Source organism: Pseudomonas sp. YH-1 (assembly GCF_051990045.1).
Taxonomy (GTDB): Bacteria; Pseudomonadota; Gammaproteobacteria; order Pseudomonadales; family Pseudomonadaceae; genus Pseudomonas; species Pseudomonas nicosulfuronedens.
Map to the genome: position 1 here is coordinate 5457758 of NZ_CP178184.1, position 19030 is coordinate 5476787.

Consider the following 19030-nt stretch of genomic DNA (forward strand, 5'->3'; position numbering starts at 1 on the left):
TCTGCAATTTCGATTGCTATTTCGGTGCCGCTTGATGGCTGCCTATACTAGCCAGCCGCCCTGCCCTGTCACTGTCGGATCAAGACAGGCGCAGTTGCCGATCGAGACACCCAGAACAAGAACTCACGCCATGCATTCCCTCGGCTACACATCCGTCCCTGCACTGCTGAAGTACCTGCGCCACGCCGAATCGCTCGGCATGGACCTGGACGTCGCCCTTCAGGCAGCGGGCCTGGAGCGTTCGCAACTGAGCGACAACAGCCAGCGCCTGCCCAGTGAAGCCCACGAGCGCCTGCTGCAACACCTGAGTGCGCATTCCGGCGATCCGCTGTTCGGCCTGCACTCCGCACGCTTCGTGCAGCCGGGCTCGTGGAGCGTGCTCGGCTACATCACCATGAACTGCGCCAACCTGGGCGAAGCCATGGGCCGCATCATTCCCTACGAGAAGCTCGTCGGCGACATGGGCGTCAGCCGTCTGGAGCCTGGCGCGGACCACATCAAGCTGATCTGGAACTGTCGCCACGAGGCTGCGCAGATCCGCCGGCACATGGTGGAAAACGTGCTGGCGTCCTGGCTGCTCTATGCGCGCTGGATCGCCGACACCAATGGCTCGCCCCAGGAGGTCTGGTTCGAGCACGCGCAGCCCGAAGGCACCGACGTCACCGAGTACGAGCAGCTGTTTGGCTGCCCGGTGCGTTTCGAGCAGCCCTTCAGCGCCCTGCTGGTCCCCCTGCAGTTGCTGAGCTATCCGTTGCGTCAGGCTGACGCCAACCTGCTGCGCACCCTGGAAGAACACGCCCTGGCGCTGATGGCCGAGCTGGACGACGACGAGCCGCTGCCACTGAGGGTAAAGAACGCCCTGCGCCTGCTGCTCAAGGATGGCCTGCCGCGCAAGGAGCGCGTCGCCGAGCGCTTCGACATGACCGTGCGCACCCTGCAGCGCCACCTGCAGCAGGCGGGCACCAGCTACCAGCAGATCCTCGACGAACTGCGTCAGGAACTGGCCGAGCACTATCTGGTTCACAGCGACCTGCCGATCCAGGACATCGCCCAGTACCTGGGCTTCACCGAGTCGCGCTCGTTCCATCGCAGCTTCAAGGGCTGGACCGACCAGACGCCCGGCGAGTACCGCCAGCAGCATAAAAAAACGCCGGTCTGAGACCGGCGTTCTTCATTGCGCTCCCAACACTCAGTCCAGCAGTTCGCTGAGCGGAATGAAGGTCAACCAATCGCCTTCAGCCAGGGTCGTCCCCTCGCGCACTTCCGCCAGTCCTTCGGCCCAGGCTGCGCTGCGCAGCACACCAGAACTCTGGTTGGCATAGGGCACTGCGCGGCCATTCTCCAGGCGCGCACGCAGGTACTCGCGGCGGTTGCCCGGCTTGGTCCAGTTGAATCCGGCGGGCACCTGCAAGCGCAGCGGCTCGACCTTCTGCATGCCGAGACGGCGCATCAGGTAGGGCCGCGCCAGTAGCGCGAAAGTCACCAGGGTGGACGCGGGATTACCCGGCAGGCCGATCACCGGCACCTGCTGGTAATGGCCAACGGTCAGCGGTTTGCCCGGCTTGATCGCCAGCTTCCACAACGCCAGCTCGCCCGCTTCGCGCAGGGCCGCACCGAGGAAGTCCGCCTCGCCGACCGACACGCCGCCAGTGGAAAGAATCAGGTCGACATTCGAAAGACCGGCCAGCGCGGCGCGGGTGCGCTCCAGGTCATCCGGGAGAATGCCGGTGTCCACCACGTCGCAACCAAAACGTTGCAGCCAGGTGCGCAGCAGATGGCGGTTACTGTTGTAGATCTGCCCGGGTGCCAGTGGCTGGCCCGGCTCCACCAGCTCATCGCCGGTGGACAGCAGCGCTACGCGCGGACGGCGGCGCACAGTCAGTTCGGCATGGCCGAGGGAGGCGGCCAGCCCGATCTCGATCGGCCCCAGCCGCGTGCCCGCCGGCAACACACAGTCGCCCTTGCGGGTTTCCTGGCCCTGCGGGCGCACGTGCTGCCCCACCTCGAGCGCTTCGAGGAAACGTGCGCGGCCGTCTTCCAGGACCTCGACGTTCTCCTGCATCTCGACGCAATCGGCGCCTTCGGGTATCGGTGCGCCAGTGAAGATGCGCACGCAAGTGCCCGGCAACAGCGGCTCACCCGCCTGCCCGGCGAAGATTTTCTGACTGACCGGCAACGCCTCGCCCTGCCAGTCGGCCTGGCTCAACGCATAGCCGTCCATCGCGCTGTTCGGCCAAGGCGGCAGGTCCAGCCCGGCGAGCAGCGGCTCGGCCAGTACGCGGCCATCTGCCTCGCTCAGCGGAAGAGTTTCGGTATCGAGGATCGGGGACTGCTCCGCCAGGGTCAGCAGGCGTGCCAGGGCGTCCTCGACCGGCAGCAGCCCCGGTTTGTCGCAGCAGCTCATCCGCGGCTCTCGCAGGGCGCCGCCTTCTTCAGGTGCGGCACGAAGTTGCACGGACGATGGCTGGCGTCCAGCTGTTCGCCGAGGATGCCATCCCAGGCGGTGCGGCAGGCATTGGTGGAACCCGGCAGGCAGCAGACCAGGGTGCCGTTGGACAGGCCGGCCAGCGCGCGGGACTGCACGGTGGAGGTGCCGATGTCGGCCACGGAAATCTGCCGGAACAGCTCACCGAAACCGTCCACTACCTTGTCCAGCAGGCAGGTTACCGCCTCCGGAGTACTGTCGCGGCCAGTGAAACCGGTGCCGCCGGTCACCAGCACGACCTGCACTTCGTCCTCGGCGATCCAGGTCGCGACCTGGGCACGGATGCGATAGAGGTCATCCTTGAGCAGGACGCGAGCGGCCAGGTTATGGCCGGCGGCCTTCAGGCGGTCGACGAACAGCTGGCCGGAGGTGTCGGTTTCCAGGGTGCGGGTGTCGCTGACGGTGAGAACGGCGATGTTCAGCGGGACGAATGGCTGCTCGGCCTTGTGGCTCATGATGAGGGCCCTTGCTTGTGAGGTTGGAATGCGCGGTGTTATATCACAGGCCCGCCCCGGAGACCCTGACATGCCACAAGCCCCGCTGCCCCCCTGTTCCGTCCTGATTCTCGCCGGAGGACGCGGCCAGCGCATGGGCGGCCAGGACAAGGGCCTGCTGGAATGGCAGGGCCGCCCGCTGGTGAGCTACGCCGCGGCCCTCGCCCGCCCGTTCAGCGACGACCTGATCATCTCCTGCAACCGTAACGCGGACGTCTACGCCGGCTTCGCCGACCGTCTGGTGCAGGACGACAGCACGGACTTCCCCGGTCCGCTGGCCGGCATTCGCGCAGGCCTGGCCAGTGCACGCCATACCCACCTGCTGGTACTGCCCTGCGATGCGCCGCGCCTGGATGACGACCTGCTGGAGCGCCTGCTACGCGCATCCGCCGCCGCGCCGGACCTCGTGCACATGCTGCGCTGCGGCACGCAGTGGGAGCCGTTGTTCAGCATTATCCCGGTGGCAATGCGGGCACAGATAGAAGCTGCCTGGAACCAGGGCGATCGCAGCCCGCGCCATGTGTTCTCGAACTTGGGCCTGCAGGCGGTGGATTGCCCGGCCGATGACCCGCGCCTGGCCAATCTGAATACCCCGGAGCTGCTCTATCACGCCCGATAGCGACACAGGCGAATATTTTCCGGGAACTATGCTGCAAAGCTTCCGGTCAGACTTTTCGTACTTTTATGTTCGCTCATCAGGAGATTCACCCATGAACAAACGGATGCTTCCCGCCTTCCTGCTCGCCCTGGGCTTTAGCGTGCTCGCTGGTTGCTCCACCCCGTCCGTCATCACCCTGAACGATGGACGCGAGATTCAGTCGGTCGACAAACCCAAGTACGACGAAGAATCCGGCTTCTATGAGTTCGAACAGCTGGATGGCAAAACCGCCCGCGTGAACAAGGATCAGGTACGGACCGTCAAGGACCTCTGATTCTCCCGGTGGTACGAACGCCCCGCAGGCCCTGATCGGTCTGCGGGGCGTTCGTGTATTCAGGGGCCTGGAAATTTTTTTCAAAAATTTTTAGCTAACCCCTTGTGCATCAAATGTTTTTCGGTAGAATGCGCGCCATCAAACGGAGCGTAGCGCAGCTTGGTAGCGCGTCTCGTTCGGGACGAGAAGGTCGCTGGTTCGAATCCAGTCGCTCCGACCAATTCCCGAAAAACCCGCCTAACGGCGGGTTTTTTATTGCCTGCGATTTTCCTCGGACGAAGAATTCACAGGCATGAAAAAGCCCGTCCTGTTGGACGGGCTTTTTCATGGGCGAATCAGAGCTGCCCGGACTTGCGCAGCGCAACCTGCGACAGGGCGCTCCAGTCCAGCTCGCCGTCACCGTGGGCGATGGCTTCGAGAAGATTGTCACGCAGGACGCTGGCAAGCGGCAGCGGCACGCGTTGCTCATGCCCGGCCGACAGCGCCAGGCCGACATCCTTGAGCCCCAACACCAGGCGGAAGCCCGCCGGATCGAAGCGCTGCTCAGCGATCTGCGCGCCGTAATTGCGATAGACCGGTGCATTGAACAGGGTGTTACCCATGATTTCCATGAACTCGCCCGGCCCGACGCCGTAGGTCTTCACCAGCGCTGCACTCTCCCCCATCGCCTCGATGGCACTGGCGATCATGAAGTTGCCGGCGATCTTCACGGCAACGGCGCGCAGCGGGTCGTCACCCAGCGGCCAGGTCTTCTGCCCCAGCACATCGAGCACCGGCTGCGCCTTGGCGATGGCCGCCTCGGGGCCAGCCACCAGGATATTCAGTTTGCCGGCGGCGGCGACATCGGTGCGACCGAATACCGGCGCGGCAACGAACTCGACGCCCTGCTCGCGGTGCAGCTCGACCAGCTCACCCACGAAGGCAGTGGACAGCGTGGCCATGCTCAGGTGTACCAGCCCGGCCTTGGCCGAAGCCAGGCCGCCGCTGTCGAGCAGCACGGCACGGGTAGAGGCATCGTCGGCCAGCATGGAAATCACCAACTCGACATCGAACGCCTGCACGGGTGTGACGGCGGCGATGGCTCCCAGCTCTACCAATGGCTCGGCGGCGCCGGGCGAGCGATTCCACACAACGACCTGGTGGCCGGCCTTGATGAGGTTGGCAGCCATGGCAGCACCCATGCCGCCCAATCCGAGAAATCCGATCTTCATTGCAATGCGCCTCGCATCGGTTGATTGAGGAGGGGAAAGCCGCCGAAGGCATCAGCGGCTGAGGAAGACAGCGACCTGCTCGGCGTCGAAGGGCCAGTTGAGCTCAGCACCGGAATCACAGCGGCGCAGGACGGGAATGGTCAGGCCGTATTGCTCGACCCATTCCTCGCGGTCGGCGATGTCCACCAGTTCGACCAGCAGACCGTGCTCGACGAAGGGCATCAGCACGGCTTCGGCCACTTCGCAGAGGTGGCAGCCAAGGGTGCCGAAGAGTTGGCATTCCGGAGGCATGGAGGGCTCCTGAGTGGATGACATGAATTCAGACTCCAGCGTGCTTGAGCAGCGTGTCTGCCACGGCGCGGGCTTCTCGCCCTTGCTGCGCCGGCCCCTGCATGTGGGCCATCACCAGCACGCCTTCGAGCAGGTATTGCAGCTGGCGGGCCAGGGCTTCCGGCTCCGTCGCCCCTAATCGCGATAGCTGGGCTGCGAAGAAGCGGCCGAGAAAGGCCTTGTGCTCGGCGGCCTGCTGGTGGATGGGATGCTCGCGGTCGTGGAACTCGCCGGCGGCGTGGATAAAGGCGCAGCCGCAGAAGTCCGGGCCATTGAGCACTTCCTGCAGGCCGTCGAAGACCGCCAGGATCGCCTCGCGCGGTGCAAGGATGCGTTCGGCCGCTTCCACGCGCTCGACCATGCGGGCATGACGCTCTTCCAGCGCCGCCATGATCAGCTCGTCCTTGGACTTGAAGTGCTTGTACAGCGTCATCTTCGCGACGCCCGACTCGGCAAGGATTCGGTCGATACCGGTGGCGTGATAGCCCTCACGGTAGAAGAGATCCTGGGCGGTGGTGAGCAGCAGCTCGCGTTTGCTGGATGCCATGGCATTACCTCCTGACCGGACATTATGCGCGAGGCTCGGCGCTCGTGGGGAGCCGGACCACTGTCGACGGCGACAATGCGGATGCCGATCGGTGGACGGTCAATTCGCTTGAACTATACAGACCTGTCTGTCTAATATCTATCTCGTCGTCCCCACAACAACATCGCAAAGGACTCCCGCCATGAAACTCCACGACGTCCCGCTTTCCGGCAACTGCTACAAGGTTCGCCTGTTCCTCGGGCTCATTGGCCAGAAAGCCGAGCTGCTGCCGGTGGACCTGATGGGCGGTGCGCACAAACGCCCCGCCTTCCTGGCGATCAACCCGCGCGGCCAGGTGCCAGCACTGGAAGATGGCGAACTGCGCCTAGGCGATTCCCATGCCATCCTCGCCTACCTCGCCCGGCAGTACGCCGAGCCGCACTGGTACCCGCAGGACGCCGTTACCCAGGGGCGCATCGCCAACTGGCTGAGCTTCTCGGCCAACGAGGTGCAGCACGGCCTGGCCCTGGCGCGAGTCATCCAATTGTTCAAACGCCCCGGCGACCTGGCTGCTGCCCAGGCCAAGGGCCGCCATGCGCTGGAATTGCTGGACGCAACGCTGGCGGACCACCGCTGGCTGGCGCAGACGGACAAGCCGAGCATCGCCGACATTGCTGTCTACCCCTACGTCACCCTGGCGACGGAAGGAGGCCTGGAGCCATCCGGCTATCCCTATGTGCAGGACTGGCTGGCCCGTGTGCGCGCCCTGCCCGGCTACGTCGCGCAACCCGCCTTCTGACTCTTTTCTGATTCTCTTGTAATTGACCGCGCCGCCGCCCACATGGCGGCGCTCCCTTGCGCTCCACGAACAGGAAATTCCGATGCGTCTGCCACCCCTGCTGCTGGCCGGGCTGCTCGCCCTTGCCTGCCTGAACGTCCAGGCTGCCGGCCTGCGCTTTTCGCTGATCCGCACTTCCGGTGTCACGACCCTGGATGCATTTACCGTGGCCGGAGGCGGCTGGACGCAAAAGGTCCCACTCAACCATACCGCCGTGCTGATCCAGCACCACGCCGCGACCCTGCTGTTCGACACCGGCCTGGGAAGTCAGGCGGACGCACAGTTCAAGCAGGACATGCCCTGGTGGGACAAGCCGCTGTTCCAGTACGAAGGGCTGAAACCGGTGCGCGAGCAACTGCAGGGAAGCGGCATCCGCCTCGATCGGATCATCCTGTCCCATGCCCACTGGGATCACGCCTCGGGCCTCGCGGATTTCCCCGACGTGCCGGTCTGGGCGACCTACGAGGAAATCAATTACGCCCACATCGCCCAGCTACCGGCCGTGTTTCCCAGCCAGTTCCGCCATCCGGTGATGTGGACGCCCTTCCAGTTCGAGTCCGGCCCTTTCCTGGGCTACGACCGCAGCCTCGACCTGTTCGGCGACGGCAGCCTGGTGCTGGTACCGATGCGTGGTCACACGCCTGGCTCGGTCGGCTTGTTCATTACCCTCGAAGATGGCCGGCGCTTCTTCTTCAGCGGCGACACAACCTGGCGCCTGTCCGGCTTCACCGGTCCCCGCGAGAAGTTCTGGGTCAGCCGCAAGCTGGTAGACAGCGACCGTGACCAGACCCTGGCCGAAGTGGCCCGCGTGCACGAACTGATGCTTGCCTATCCAAACCTCACCGTGGTGCCCGCCCATGACGCCCAGGTGCAGGACAAACTGGGCTACTACCCCCACTGGATTCAGTGAAAGCCACGCCAGTCGCCGCCCAGCGCTTCAATAGCCAGCTCACTAATCAGCGACTAAGGTCTAAGGGTCGTCAACATTCGGTAATGATTTAGTAGATAGGCTGTAACAGATTGACATGCCGACCCTGATCCAGTCGGCATCATCAAACTGCCCCAAGCGCTCGAGGAGACAATAACAATGAGCAAGACCCCGATCGCCCGTGCCGTGGCTTTGGCCACGCTGGGTACCAGCTTGACCGTTCCGACCATTGCCCATGCCGACTTCATCAAGGACAGCAAGGCCACCGTCGAACTGCGCAACTTCTACTTCAACCGCGACTTCCGCCAGGACAGCCCGGCCCCTACCCAGAACAAGGCCGAGGAATGGGCCCAGGGCTTCATCCTCAAGTACGAATCGGGCTATACCGACGGCACCATCGGTGTCGGCGTCGACGCCCTGGGCACCCTGGGCCTGAAACTCGATTCCTCGCCTGACCGCAGCGGCACCGGCCTGCTACAGCGCTCGCGCAGTGACGGCCGCGCCGAAGACAGCTACGGCGACCTGGGCGTTACCGCCAAACTGCGTGCATCCAAGACCACCCTGAAGGGCGGCACCTTGATGCCGAAAATGCCGGTGGTGCAGTTCAACGATACCCGCCTGCTGCCGCAGACCTTCAGCGGCTTCGCCCTGAACTCCGCGGAGCTGGACGGCCTGACCGTCGATGGCGGCCGCCTCTACCAGGTGAACCAGCGTGACTCCTCCGACTACGAGGACATGACCATCACCGGCGGTGGCAAGCGCAACATCAAGTTGGGCGATGCCACCACGAGCAACAAATTCCTGTTCGGCGGCCTCACCTACAAGTGGACCGACAGCCTCAGCACCAGCTACCACTACGGCGGCCTGGAAGACATCTACAAACAGCACTACCTGGGCCTGATCCACGTGCTGCCGATCGCCGACAAGCAGTCGCTGAAGTCCGATATCCGCTGGGCCAAGTCCGATGACGACGGCGGCAGCAACGTCGACAACAAGGCGCTCAACGCCATGTTCACCTATGCCCTGGGCTACCACGCCTTCGGCGTCGGCTACCAGAAGATGAGCGGCGACACCGGCTTCGCCTACATCAACGGCACCGACCCCTACCTGGTGAACTACATCCAGATTGGCGACTTCGCCAACAAGGACGAGAAATCCTGGCAGGCTCGCTACGACTACAACTTCGCCGGCCTCGGCATCCCCGGCCTGACCTTCATGACCCGCTACGTGAAAGGTGACAACATCGACCTGATCACCACCGACGGCGAAGGCAAGGAATGGGAACGCGACACCGACATCGCCTATGTCTTCCAGGACGGCCCGCTGAAGAACCTCGGCGTGAAGTGGCGTAACGCGACCATGCGCACCAACTACACCAACGATTACGACGAGAACCGTCTGATCGTCAGCTACACTATGCCGCTCTGGTAACCCTCACGGCGTGACGAAAAAGCCCGGCATCTGCCGGGCTTTTTCTTTGCTTCACGTTGGACGATTCAGTCCTGGCTGAGCGCACCGATCTTGTGGATCGACAAGTCGGCGCCGTAGTACTCCTCTTCCTTCGTCAGGCGGATGCCCACCGCCGACTTCACCAGGCCGTACACCAGCAGGCCGCCGGCGAACGCCACCACCACACCGAGCAAAGTCCCGATCACCTGGCTGGCCAGACTGACACCGCCCAGCCCTCCCAGCGCCTGCTGGCCAAAGATACCGCAGGCGATGCCGCCCCAGGCACCGCACAGGCCGTGCAGTGGCCAGACACCCAACACGTCGTCGATCTTCCAGCGCACCTGGGTCGCGGTGAACGCCCAGACAAACAGCGCGCCCGCCACCATGCCGGTAGCCAAGGCTCCGATAGGGTGCATCAGGTCGGAGCCGGCGCAAATCGCCACCAGCCCAGCCAACGGGCCGTTGTGCAGGAATCCCGGATCATTGCGACCGACCAGCAGCGACGCCACAGTGCCGCCAACCATAGCCAGCAATGAGTTCACCGCCACCAACCCGCTCGCCCCTGCCAGCGACTGGGCACTCATCACGTTGAAGCCGAACCAGCCGACAATGAGAATCCACGACCCCGCCGCTAGGAACGGAATGTTCGACGGCGCGAAAGCGACCAGTCGGCCCTCGCGATAACGACCATTGCGCTGCCCCAGCAGGACCACCGCCGCCAGCGCCAGCCAACCGCCAAAAGCGTGCACCACCACGGAACCGGCGAAATCATGGAAGGCCGCGCCGAACTCGGCCTTCAACCAATCCTGGAAGCCGAAGTTGCCATTCCAGATCAGCCCCTCGAAGAACGGATAAACGAAGGCCACGATCAGCGCCGTGGCGCACAACTGCGGGCCGAAGCGGGCCCGCTCGGCGATACCGCCGGAAATGATCGCGGGAATCGCTGCGGCGAAGGTCAGCAGAAAGAAGAACTTCACCAGCGCGTAGCCGTTTTCGTTCGCCAGCGTCGCCGCCGGCTGCAGGAAAGTGACGCCATAGGCGATCCAGTAGCCGATGAAGAAGTAGGCCAGGGTCGAGATGGCGAAGTCCGAGAGGATCTTCGACAGGGCATTTACCTGGTTCTTCAGGCGCACCGTACCCACTTCCAGGAAGGCGAAGCCCGCGTGCATGGCCAACACCATGACCGCGCCCATCAGGAGGAACAGCGTATTGGAGCCGTGGACCAGCGTCTCTACGGCACTATTGAGGTTTTCCATCGCTACAGGCAGCCCCGGAGGTCAAGGGGAAAGCACCAAAACGGCTCGCGGCGACCCTGCGTCGCACCACGCTGAAGCAATGGCGCACCACGGAGGAGCCGAGTGCTGAACCAGAATGACCCACGAGCCATCCGACCAGCTTCGCAATTTCTTGTACTTCCTTATGTTTTTCAGTGAGTTGAGCTCATATTCCCGAGCGCTTCAGGCACCGGGAACGCCCCGCCGTGGGGCGCTCTGCTCTCCATGCGCACCAGAGAAATGCAAGCGGCATACCACCAGTGAAACCATCAGCGACTAGGCTTCAACTCGCACACGAGAGCGGCCCCAGGGCGAATTTATGAGAAACTTTCTTCCGCCCCCGGGGCTCGAAAACTAGGAACCTCAACCCGCACAAGGAGCATCACATGCCTCGCAAGACCGCAGTGAACGCCGCCAAGGATGAACTCCTGGCCGAATTCCAGGCCCTCGTCAGCGACACCGAGAAACTCCTGCAGAGCTCGGCCGACCTGGCCGGCGCCGAAGCCGACCAGATGCGCGCGCAGATCCATGAGAGCCTCAAGCGCGCCCGCGATGCCATCTATTCCACCAAGGACTCCGTGCGCGACCAGGGCAAAGCTGCCGTGGACGCCACCGAAGACTATGTCGGCGATCACCCATGGCAGGCTGTGGGTATCGCCGCCGGTGTCGGCTTCCTGCTCGGCCTGCTGGTCAGCCGGCGCTGATCCATGAGCGACGGAATGGACGCCGGGCCGAAGACTTCGGCCAACTCGCCTTCCCCGCGGCGCTTCGGCGCCGCGGTTCTGGGCCTGCTGCACGGGCACGTCGAACTGCTCGGCATCGAGTTGCAGGAGCAGAAGACCCGCACCGTGCAGATGCTGCTGATGGCCGGCCTCGCGCTGGTCTTCGCCCTGCTGCTGCTGGTCGCCCTGTCGGTGCTGGTGCTGATCCTGTTCTGGGACAGTTACCGCCTGCAGGCCGCCATCGGGCTCTGCCTCTTCTACGTCGGCGGCAGCCTGTTCTGCGCCTGGCGCTTGCACATGCTGGTCAGCGACGAGAGCTCGCCGTTCAGCGCCACCCTCGAAGAACTGGCCCGCGACCGGGAGCGACTGTTGCCATGAGCGAAATGCCCGATGCCCGCAATCTGACCCGAGCCGAACTGCGCAAGGCTATCGTCCGCCTGCGCATGGAAATGCAGCGCCAGCAGATTCGCCAGGAGGGCGAATTGTTGCTGCAACCTCTGAAGCAGGTCCGTAATGTAGGCCAGAGCGTACGCGGCAGCCTGGGCGGCAGTCTCCCGCTCTGGGGCGCCGGCGGCGCCGCAGCCCTGGCGTTGCTGTTCGGCCGCAAGCGCCGCTGGATACGACTGCTGCGCGTAGGCATCGCCCTCGTCCCGATCATCCTGCAGATGCGCAGCAAGCCCGAGCCCCAGGACCCTCCCGCTCCCTCGACACACCTCTGACGTCTAGACTGGCCACATTCTTGCTAAGTGAGAGTGAGCTGCGCTTGAGCGCTTCCCTGTCACGCCACTAAGGATGTGTCCCTTGATCGACGGGCAACCCATCGCCTGCTTCCAGCCCTTCATCGACACCGCGACCGGCCTGATCGCCGGTGTCGAAGCACTGGGCCGGCTGCGCCAGGAAAACGGCGACCTGCAATCGGTCGGCCCGTTGTTCTTCAACCCAAGAGTCGGCCTGGCCGAATTGCGCCGTCTCGACCGACAGATCCGCGACGCTGCCCTCGCTCGCATCCACGAAGCGCCCAAGGACTGGTTCCTCAGCCTTAATATCTCGCCGCGCTGGATCAGCCGCCTGCGCCCGAACCAACCGCTGCCCAGCCTCAAGCAACTGCAGCAGCAAGGCGTACCGCCGGAGCGCGTGGTCTTCGAAATCACCGAACTGGGCGGCGCCCATCAGCGCCTGCCGGAAGTGGTGGCGCGCTACCGCGAAGCTGGCGCGCGGATCGCCATCGACGACTTCGGTGCCGGCTACTCGCAGCTGGACCGCGTACTGGCGCTACAGCCAGACATCCTCAAGCTGGACATGCGCCTTTTCCAGGAAGCCGCCCGCGGCGGCCCGAGCGGTGAAGTGGTGAAAGCCCTGGCGCAGATGGCGGAGAAGACCGGCTGCTGGATCATCGCCGAGGGTGTGGAAACCGAGGAGGAGATGGACTTCGCCCTGGAGTGCGGCGCGCGCTACGTGCAGGGCTTTCTGTTCGCCAAGCCAGCTCTGGAATTCCCTGCCAGCGACGCCTTCCGCGAAGCCTTTGCCCAGCGCCGCGACCAGTATGTGCGTCGCAAGCTGCAGGAGCGTTCCAACCTCATCCAGCTGCGCCAGCAACTCTCCGAACTGATGAACATGCTGCGCCCCTGGGCAGAAGGCGGCGCCATGCTCAGCAGCCTGCCGCCGGCGCCGGAATCCTTCAGCCGCCTGCTGCGCATCTACCAGTGCGACCGTCACGGCACCCAGACTTCGCCGAACCTGGAATGGAACGGTCTGTTCTGGAAGGAGAACCGTCGCTACCTGGGACACAACTGGTCCTGGCGCCCCTACTTCTACCAGTTGCTCGCCGAAGGCTGGGAAGAACGCCGCCTGACACTCTCCAACACCTATCGCGACGCCACCACCAACCAGTACTGCATGACCGCAGGCCAATTCATCGACCAGGGTCGACGTCTTCTGCTCATCGATATCGACGCCGAAGGCCTCTAGCGCCGCGATTGAGATTGCCAGCGCGAACAGCTAGCGTTGCCGGTAACTCTCTCGATTGCGGAAAGAAGAATGGATTGGCACACCCTGCTCCCCCGGGAGCGCCTCGGCAAACCGGTGCACAGCAGCGCCGAGCTCGGCCGCAGCGCCTTCCACAAGGACCACGACCGCATCATCTTCTCCGGTGCCTTCCGCCGCCTGGGGCGCAAGACCCAGGTGCACCCGGTGTCGAGCAATGACCACATTCATACTCGCCTGACCCACTCACTGGAGGTTGGCTGCGTCGGCCGCTCACTGGGCATGCGCGTTGGCGAGATCATTCGTGACCGCCTGCCGGAATGGTGCGATCCGTCGGACATGGGCGTGATCGTGCAGTCTGCCTGCCTCGCCCACGACATCGGCAACCCGCCCTTTGGCCACTCCGGCGAAGACGCCATCCGCCACTGGTTTCAGCAGGCTGCCGGGCGCGGCTGGCTGGATGGCATGAGCGAGGAAGAACGCTCCGACTTTCTGCACTTCGAAGGCAACGCCCAGGGCTTTCGCGTGCTCACCCAGCTCGAGTACCACCAGTTCGACGGCGGCACGCGCCTGACCTATGCCACCCTCGGCACTTACCTGAAGTACCCCTGGACGGCTCGCCACGCCGACTCCCTCGGCTACAAGAAGCACAAGTTCGGCTGCTACCGCAGCGAGCTGCCACTGCTCGAGCAGATCACCCAGAAACTGGGCATGCCACAACTGGAAGACGAGCGTTGGGCACGTCACCCGCTGGTCTACCTGATGGAGGCGGCGGACGACATCTGCTACGGCCTGATCGACCTGGAAGACGGCGTGGAAATGGAGTTGCTGGACTACAGCGAAGTCGAAGCGCTGCTGCTCGACCTGGTCGGCGACGACCTGCCGGAAACCTACCGCCAGCTCGGCCCAAAGGACTCGCGCCGGCGCAAGCTGGCAATCCTGCGCGGCAAGGCCATCGAGCACCTGACCAACGCCGCCGCTCGTGCCTTCGTCGAACAGGAAAAGGCCCTGCTCGCGGGAAGCCTGCAAGGCGACCTGGTAGAACACATGCATGGCCCGGCCAAGCGCTGCGTGCAACGCGCCAAAGCGATGGCGAGGGAGAAGATCTTCCAGGATAAGCGCAAGACCCTGCACGAGATCGGCGCCTATACCACCCTGGAAATCCTGCTGAACTCCTTCTGTGGCGCTGTACTGGAACAGCACCGCCAGTCTTCGCCGTCGTTCAAGAACCAGCGGATCCTCGACTTGCTGAGTCACTACGCGCCGGACCCGAGTTGGACACTCTATCGGTCCTTCCTGCGCGTAACAGACTTCATCGCCGGGATGACCGACAGCTATGCCACCGAGATGGCGCGCGAAATGACCGGCCGCTCCAGCCCGAGCTGAACGGCCGTGCAGGCTAGGCGGCCAGCTTGCGCAATTGCTGCAGCAGATCATCCTGCAAGGTCGCCATCGCCTGCTCTACGGCCAACGCTCGGTTGCGCAATTCCTTGCTGTCGAGACCGTCCTTGCAGCCACCTTCGAGCTTGCTGCACAGGTCCTGAAGCATGCCAGCATTGACCAGGCGTGCGGCCCCCTTCATGCGGTGGGCCAGATCGGCCAGTTGCTTCCAGTCACCTGCCTCCCAGAGTGGGCGAACCTGATCGATATCGATCCGGTTGCTGCTGTGCAACTCCTCCAGGAGGCGGCGGATCAGACCAGGATTTCCGCCGGTCATCTCCCTCAGTGACTTCAGATCGAACTCGTCACCCTGTTTTTCTTCCACAGCAACCGAGTCGTCAGGAGTAACTGAAATCTTCGGTACGGCGTCCAACCTTACCCGCAGGTTATCCAGGCCAATGGGTTTGAACAGGCAATCGTCCATACCAGCTCGCCGACAGTTCTCTATCTCGTCGGGCTGTGCGTTGGCGGTGAACCCGAAGATCACGCAGTGTTCAGCCTCCATCTCTTCCTCGAGATCGCGAATGCGCCGAGCGAGACCATAGCCGTTGAGCACAGGCATATTGCAGTCGGTGATGACCAGATCGAAATCCCCCGGATGCCACAACTGCAATGCCTGGGAGCCGTCGGAGGCCACCTCGACCTGATGCCCCAGGTGCTCCAGTTGCTGGGTCAACAGCAACCGGTTGGCCACATGGTCATCGACCACCAGGACCTTCAGCGAATGGGAAGTCCTCGGGACCACCTCCGCCCGCCCAACGTCACATTCGGGCAGGCTTTCCAAGGTCTGCAGCAACAGGCGCACCGTGACCGTGGTGCCCTCGCCGGGCCGGCTTTCCATGCGTACAGTCCCGCCCATCATCTCCGCCAGCTTACGGCAGATGGTGAGCCCCAGGCCCGTGCCGCCTCGACTGGCAGCACCACTCCGGGCAACTTGACTGAAAGGCTCGAACAACTGGCGCTGTTCATCCTCGGAAATGCCGATCCCGCTGTCCTGCACACTCACCTCGAGCGCCAGTCGCTCACCGGCGACACGCTCGCCATAGACGCGAATCCTCACCTGGCCGGCGTCCGTGAACTTGATGGCGTTGCTGACCAGGTTCGACAGTATCTGCTTGAACCGCAGGGGATCGATCAACACATCGCAGGCGGTCTCCGCCTCGATTTCCATCCTGAGCTCCAGGGACTTTTGCCGTGCCAGCCCATCGAACACGCGCGCAACGGACTCCACCAACTCGCGCAGGTGGGCGCGCTCCGGCATCAGCGTCAGACGTCCGGACTCGATCTTGGCCACGTCCAGGATGTCGCCGATCAGCGTCAACAGGGAGCGAGCCGAATCGTAGGCCACTTCGACCGGCTCTCGCTCCCAGTGCCCCTGATCCGAGCGGGTCAGTGCCAACTCCAACATGCCGATCACGGCGTTCATCGGTGTGCGGATTTCATGGCTCATGGTGGCGAGGAAAGTGCTCTTCGCACGGTTGGCTTCCTCTGCCTGCTCCTTCGCAGCCTCCAACTGGTGGTGCAGCCGTTCACGTTCGGTGACATCGATCCAGCCCGTCACGACACCAGAGATATCCCCACTCGGGCCACGGTACGGCGTAGCCCAGTAATAGATTTCCCGAACCTCGCTTCGAAGCTGCAGTATCAGGTCGGAAGCCACCTTTGAGTCCTGCTCCATGGCCTGTTGATGAATCTGCTGCAGCACTTGCGCATCGGCTGCCTGCAACCAGGGACAGTCGACAACCCGTGAACCGTCTGCCGACTCGCGAGGCATCCCGGTCTCCTTGATGAAACCGATATTGCAGGTGACCAGGCGTCCATCACGATCACGTACTGCCACAGGCTGAGGAATGCCATCGATCAAAGCACGCTTGAATTCGAGACGGTAGCTGAGCTCTTTCTCCGAATCCCGACGACGACGCATCTTGCGCCACAACCACCCGTTCCACAGCAGCACGACAAGCAGCGTCAACGCTGCTGCCCAGGCGAGCTGGATGAATTGCTTGCGGTAGCCCTTCCAGATGCTGTCCGGCCTTTCCGCGCTGGCCGACCAACGCGCCGTGATATTGCTCAGATCCTCAGGCGAGATGGCCAGTAGCGCCTTGTTGAGAATGCTGAGCAGTTCCGGGTCTGCCTGTGACACCGCCAGCGAGAACTGTCCGGGCTCACGGTCCAGGGCCAGAGCGATCCTGAGGTCAGGGTAATAGCGGGAGATCAGGTAGTTGGCAGACGACAGCAGGTGAATGCCGGCGTCCACCTTCCCTTCACTGATCATGGAGAGATCGTCGATATTGTTCTCGACTTCCAACAGTTTTACCTGCGGATGGCGAGCACGCATGAAGTCCGCGATGACGGAACCTCGGGGAACAGCGACGCTGTGTCCGTCGAGATCGTCCAGGCTGTGCAGCCAGTCACTGCCTTCCGGCACCACGACCACGAAGGACGCGGTCATGTAAGGGCGTGTGAAACCCAGCCATTCCTCACGCTGCGCAGTCGGTGTAAGCGCGGCAATAACGTCGGCTTTTCCCGTACGTACCTGCTCCAGCATCGCCGTGACGCTTGGCTGCGGGCGCACATCGAACTCAACACCGGTGCGGCTCTGGATAAGTTCAAGCAGGTCGGCGGTGATACCTCGGAACTGGCCCTGGGCATCGAAGAAGGAAACGGGCGCCAAAGCCTGATCGATCACGACCCTCGGCCGCGGATGACGGTCCACCCAGCGCTGCTCCTGAGGCGTAAGGATGAGCCGCTGGCCAGCGATGGGACTGCTGCCGCCGGGACTCCAGCGACGCTGAATGGTAGTCTCGACCTGCCGAGGAATGGAGGCCAGGGTACGGTCGATGATCCCCAGCAACGTCCGGTCAGAAGCATTCAAGGCAAAGCTGAAACCCTGGCCATTGAAGCTGGCAAAGTTGAGGAGTTTCAGATTCGCCAGATATCCCTGGCTGATCAGGTACTGCGCACTGAATGCATCGCCAACGAACAGGTCTGCCTGACCGAAAGCCACCGCCTCCAAGGCCCGGCGCACTGACTGATAGCTTTGCACCGTGGAACCCGTGAGGTATTTATCGCGCTCCTCTGCCGGGTAGTAGTCACTGACTACCGCAATGCGCTTGCCAACGAACTGCTCGCTGCTTTCCAGGCGCGTGCTCGCCGGCCCGATGATGACCGGCTGATTGGAGAAGTACGGTACGGAGAGTACAACGCCTGGCCGTGCAGCCTCGTATCCCGTGGCACGGCTCAATAGATCGATATCTCCGCGCAACAACGCGGCCACGGCGGCATCTCGATCGGGGTAACGTCGTACTTCGACTCGAACATTGAGCGAGTCGGCAATGATTCCGACGACATCGGCGGTGATGCCCTCAAGGTCAGTGCCGCTGCCGGTGATATCAAACGGGGCGTAATCCGGCGCGGTCACGCCCACGCGCAGCACGCGTTTGTCTCTTAGCCATTGCCAGTTGGAATCGCTAAGTTGCACCCTGACTGGCTCGTCGGCCGAACGAGCCAGCAGGTTGATCGAGGCCCAATCGTGCTGCTCCGCCATCACCCATCCGCAGCAGATGAGTAGCAACACACTGACGAAAAAGCGGAAGCGGCACATCCAACACCTCAGACCAGCGCGTTCCGCTTGGCAAATTCGATCAAGTCAACCAGCGAATGGGCATTGAGCTTCAGCAGCAGGCGGGTCTTGTAGGTGCTGACCGTCTTGTTGCTGATGAACATCTGTTCGGAGATTTCCTTGTTCGAATAACCGTTCGCGAGGTACTGGAGCACGGCCATCTCGCGATCGGACAGCCGCTGGATGAGTTCCTGATCGTCCATCTGTCCGTTATTGCGACGCGTCTGGCGCACGGCCGTACTGGGGAAGTAGTTGTAGCCGGCGACCACCGCATTGACCGCACTGATCAGCTCGGATAGCCCCCCTTGCTTGCAGACAAAGCCTGAAGCCCCCGCCTGCATGCAGCGCATGGCGAACAACGAGGCGCTCTGCCCGGTCAACACCAGCACCTTGAGCGGCAACTCGAAGGCGGAAATACGGCTGATCACCTCCAGGCCATCAAGGCGGGGAATACCGATATCCAGAACGACCAGGTCGGGAATCAGGTCCTTGACAAGCGAAAGCGCGTCCACGCCATTGTCGGTTTCACCAACGATGACATGACCTTCCTTTTCCAGCAGCACACGCATCGCCATGCGAATGACTGGATGATCATCGACTATTAGAACTTTGCTCATCAGCTTCCTCCCTCAGACCCTTCGAAAAAATGTCCTTCGGTAAGATATAGGGAGAGCCGGCGCTGTCGAGATTGTCCACCCTCAATATTGGCTATTAGAGGGTTTTCCTACGCAACATCTAAATAATTCCTACAAGCAATCTTAAATATTTTGACGCCAACTCAATTTCGGCAGGAACA

Annotated in this window: 19 protein-coding genes and 1 tRNA gene; 12 read left to right on the forward strand and 8 right to left on the reverse strand. The window is 62.9% G+C overall.

The window, feature by feature from the left end:
- The first annotated feature begins 130 nt into the window (after window positions 1–130).
- The gene (gliR, locus tag ACKI1H_RS24900; protein WP_138525984.1) at window positions 131–1159 is read left to right on the forward strand and encodes an AraC family transcriptional regulator GliR; all 1029 of its coding nucleotides are present in this window, start codon (window positions 131–133) and stop codon (window positions 1157–1159) included.
- A gap of 30 nt (window positions 1160–1189) precedes the next feature.
- Here the strand turns inward: gliR and ACKI1H_RS24905 are convergent, their stop codons facing one another.
- Both ACKI1H_RS24905 and moaB read right to left on the reverse strand, forming a co-directional pair.
- A complete protein-coding gene (locus ACKI1H_RS24905) occupies window positions 1190–2404 on the reverse strand; it encodes a molybdopterin molybdotransferase MoeA (protein ID WP_440466666.1) in 1215 nt (404 codons plus the stop codon).
- The gene (gene moaB / locus ACKI1H_RS24910; protein WP_081519428.1) at window positions 2401–2940 is read right to left on the reverse strand and encodes a molybdenum cofactor biosynthesis protein B; all 540 of its coding nucleotides are present in this window, start codon (window positions 2938–2940) and stop codon (window positions 2401–2403) included. The genes ACKI1H_RS24905 and moaB overlap by 4 nt, the downstream gene beginning before the upstream one ends.
- A 70-nt stretch (window positions 2941–3010) precedes the next feature.
- Between moaB and mobA the strand changes: the two genes are divergently transcribed.
- From mobA to ACKI1H_RS24925, 3 genes are all read left to right on the forward strand, one after another.
- A complete protein-coding gene (gene mobA / locus ACKI1H_RS24915) occupies window positions 3011–3598 on the forward strand; it encodes a molybdenum cofactor guanylyltransferase MobA (RefSeq protein ID WP_440466667.1) in 588 nt (195 codons plus the stop codon).
- 91 nt (window positions 3599–3689) lie between these two features.
- Window positions 3690–3911 (forward strand): YgdI/YgdR family lipoprotein, encoded by a 222-nt coding sequence (locus ACKI1H_RS24920; protein ID WP_081519426.1) that lies wholly within the window; start codon window positions 3690–3692, stop codon window positions 3909–3911.
- A 143-nt stretch (window positions 3912–4054) separates the two neighbouring features.
- Window positions 4055–4131, forward strand: a tRNA-Pro gene (locus tag ACKI1H_RS24925).
- A gap of 115 nt (window positions 4132–4246) precedes the next feature.
- On the opposite strand, the gene ACKI1H_RS24930 is transcribed toward ACKI1H_RS24925, so the two are convergent.
- From ACKI1H_RS24930 to ACKI1H_RS24940, 3 genes are read right to left on the reverse strand one after another with little or no spacing between them, the layout of a single operon-like run.
- On the reverse strand, window positions 4247–5122 hold the full coding sequence (locus ACKI1H_RS24930) for an NAD(P)-dependent oxidoreductase (protein ID WP_440466668.1): 876 nt from the start codon (window positions 5120–5122) through the stop codon (window positions 4247–4249).
- Between the two features lie 51 nt (window positions 5123–5173).
- Window positions 5174–5413, reverse strand: coding sequence for a glutaredoxin family protein (locus ACKI1H_RS24935; RefSeq protein WP_280055757.1), 240 nt, complete (start codon window positions 5411–5413; stop codon window positions 5174–5176).
- Window positions 5414–5441: 28 nt separating this feature from the next.
- Window positions 5442–5999, reverse strand: a complete 558-nt coding sequence (locus tag ACKI1H_RS24940; protein ID WP_138525979.1) for a TetR/AcrR family transcriptional regulator — start codon at window positions 5997–5999, stop codon at window positions 5442–5444.
- 181 nt (window positions 6000–6180) lie between these two features.
- Here ACKI1H_RS24940 and ACKI1H_RS24945 point away from each other — a divergent pair, with 181 nt between their 5' ends.
- The 3 genes from ACKI1H_RS24945 (at window position 6181) to ACKI1H_RS24955 (ending at window position 9175) form a co-directional block, all read left to right on the forward strand.
- Window positions 6181–6777 carry a glutathione S-transferase family protein gene (locus tag ACKI1H_RS24945; RefSeq protein WP_440466669.1) on the forward strand — a complete coding sequence of 199 codons (597 nt, stop codon included), beginning with the start codon at window positions 6181–6183 and terminating at the stop codon, window positions 6775–6777.
- An 82-nt stretch (window positions 6778–6859) separates the two neighbouring features.
- The gene (locus ACKI1H_RS24950) at window positions 6860–7726 is read left to right on the forward strand and encodes an MBL fold metallo-hydrolase (protein WP_440466670.1); all 867 of its coding nucleotides are present in this window, start codon (window positions 6860–6862) and stop codon (window positions 7724–7726) included.
- A 177-nt stretch (window positions 7727–7903) separates the two neighbouring features.
- Window positions 7904–9175, forward strand: coding sequence for an OprD family porin (locus ACKI1H_RS24955; RefSeq protein ID WP_138525976.1), 1272 nt, complete (start codon window positions 7904–7906; stop codon window positions 9173–9175).
- Window positions 9176–9240: 65 nt separating this feature from the next.
- Here ACKI1H_RS24955 and ACKI1H_RS24960 read toward each other — a convergent pair whose 3' ends face one another.
- Window positions 9241–10449, reverse strand: a complete 1209-nt coding sequence (locus tag ACKI1H_RS24960; RefSeq protein WP_138525975.1) for an ammonium transporter — start codon at window positions 10447–10449, stop codon at window positions 9241–9243.
- Window positions 10450–10853: 404 nt separating this feature from the next.
- On the opposite strand from ACKI1H_RS24960, the gene ACKI1H_RS24965 reads away from it, so the two are divergent.
- From ACKI1H_RS24965 to ACKI1H_RS24985, 5 genes are all read left to right on the forward strand, one after another.
- Window positions 10854–11171, forward strand: coding sequence for a DUF883 family protein (locus ACKI1H_RS24965; RefSeq protein WP_045211754.1), 318 nt, complete (start codon window positions 10854–10856; stop codon window positions 11169–11171).
- A gap of 15 nt (window positions 11172–11186) precedes the next feature.
- On the forward strand, window positions 11187–11567 hold the full coding sequence (locus ACKI1H_RS24970) for a phage holin family protein (RefSeq protein WP_440468908.1): 381 nt from the start codon (window positions 11187–11189) through the stop codon (window positions 11565–11567).
- Window positions 11564–11908 carry a hypothetical protein gene (locus tag ACKI1H_RS24975; protein ID WP_440466671.1) on the forward strand — a complete coding sequence of 115 codons (345 nt, stop codon included), beginning with the start codon at window positions 11564–11566 and terminating at the stop codon, window positions 11906–11908. Before ACKI1H_RS24970 ends, ACKI1H_RS24975 begins: the two co-directional genes overlap by 4 nt.
- 82 nt (window positions 11909–11990) lie before the next feature.
- On the forward strand, window positions 11991–13157 hold the full coding sequence (locus ACKI1H_RS24980; protein WP_440466672.1) for an EAL domain-containing protein: 1167 nt from the start codon (window positions 11991–11993) through the stop codon (window positions 13155–13157).
- Window positions 13158–13226: 69 nt separating this feature from the next.
- Window positions 13227–14558, forward strand: a complete 1332-nt coding sequence (locus tag ACKI1H_RS24985) for a deoxyguanosinetriphosphate triphosphohydrolase (protein WP_138525972.1) — start codon at window positions 13227–13229, stop codon at window positions 14556–14558.
- 13 nt (window positions 14559–14571) lie between these two features.
- Here the strand turns inward: ACKI1H_RS24985 and ACKI1H_RS24990 are convergent, their stop codons facing one another.
- Window positions 14572–18159: a transporter substrate-binding domain-containing protein gene (locus ACKI1H_RS24990; protein WP_440466673.1), complete on the reverse strand. Its 3588-nt coding sequence runs from the start codon at window positions 18157–18159 to the stop codon at window positions 14572–14574.
- A gap of 65 nt (window positions 18160–18224) precedes the next feature.
- Window positions 18225–18851 carry a response regulator transcription factor gene (locus ACKI1H_RS24995; RefSeq protein WP_081519413.1) on the reverse strand — a complete coding sequence of 209 codons (627 nt, stop codon included), beginning with the start codon at window positions 18849–18851 and terminating at the stop codon, window positions 18225–18227.
- Between the last annotated feature and the right edge of the window lie 179 nt (window positions 18852–19030).

Coding starts and splice junctions, on each gene's coding strand:
- ACKI1H_RS24955 (WP_138525976.1), top strand. CDS start 7,904: ATGAGCAAGACCCCGATCGCCCGTGCCGTGGCTTTGGCCACGCTGGGT.
- moaB (WP_081519428.1), bottom strand. CDS start 2,940: ATGAGCCACAAGGCCGAGCAGCCATTCGTCCCGCTGAACATCGCCGTT.
- ACKI1H_RS24950 (WP_440466670.1), top strand. CDS start 6,860: ATGCGTCTGCCACCCCTGCTGCTGGCCGGGCTGCTCGCCCTTGCCTGC.
- mobA (WP_440466667.1), top strand. CDS start 3,011: ATGCCACAAGCCCCGCTGCCCCCCTGTTCCGTCCTGATTCTCGCCGGA.
- ACKI1H_RS24960 (WP_138525975.1), bottom strand. CDS start 10,449: ATGGAAAACCTCAATAGTGCCGTAGAGACGCTGGTCCACGGCTCCAAT.
- ACKI1H_RS24930 (WP_440466668.1), bottom strand. CDS start 5,122: ATGAAGATCGGATTTCTCGGATTGGGCGGCATGGGTGCTGCCATGGCT.
- ACKI1H_RS24990 (WP_440466673.1), bottom strand. CDS start 18,159: ATGGCGGAGCAGCACGATTGGGCCTCGATCAACCTGCTGGCTCGTTCG.
- ACKI1H_RS24905 (WP_440466666.1), bottom strand. CDS start 2,404: ATGAGCTGCTGCGACAAACCGGGGCTGCTGCCGGTCGAGGACGCCCTG.
- ACKI1H_RS24985 (WP_138525972.1), top strand. CDS start 13,227: ATGGATTGGCACACCCTGCTCCCCCGGGAGCGCCTCGGCAAACCGGTG.
- ACKI1H_RS24935 (WP_280055757.1), bottom strand. CDS start 5,413: ATGCCTCCGGAATGCCAACTCTTCGGCACCCTTGGCTGCCACCTCTGC.
- ACKI1H_RS24975 (WP_440466671.1), top strand. CDS start 11,564: ATGAGCGAAATGCCCGATGCCCGCAATCTGACCCGAGCCGAACTGCGC.
- ACKI1H_RS24965 (WP_045211754.1), top strand. CDS start 10,854: ATGCCTCGCAAGACCGCAGTGAACGCCGCCAAGGATGAACTCCTGGCC.
- gliR (WP_138525984.1), top strand. CDS start 131: ATGCATTCCCTCGGCTACACATCCGTCCCTGCACTGCTGAAGTACCTG.
- ACKI1H_RS24970 (WP_440468908.1), top strand. CDS start 11,187: ATGGACGCCGGGCCGAAGACTTCGGCCAACTCGCCTTCCCCGCGGCGC.
- ACKI1H_RS24940 (WP_138525979.1), bottom strand. CDS start 5,999: ATGGCATCCAGCAAACGCGAGCTGCTGCTCACCACCGCCCAGGATCTC.
- ACKI1H_RS24920 (WP_081519426.1), top strand. CDS start 3,690: ATGAACAAACGGATGCTTCCCGCCTTCCTGCTCGCCCTGGGCTTTAGC.
- ACKI1H_RS24945 (WP_440466669.1), top strand. CDS start 6,181: ATGAAACTCCACGACGTCCCGCTTTCCGGCAACTGCTACAAGGTTCGC.
- ACKI1H_RS24995 (WP_081519413.1), bottom strand. CDS start 18,851: ATGAGCAAAGTTCTAATAGTCGATGATCATCCAGTCATTCGCATGGCG.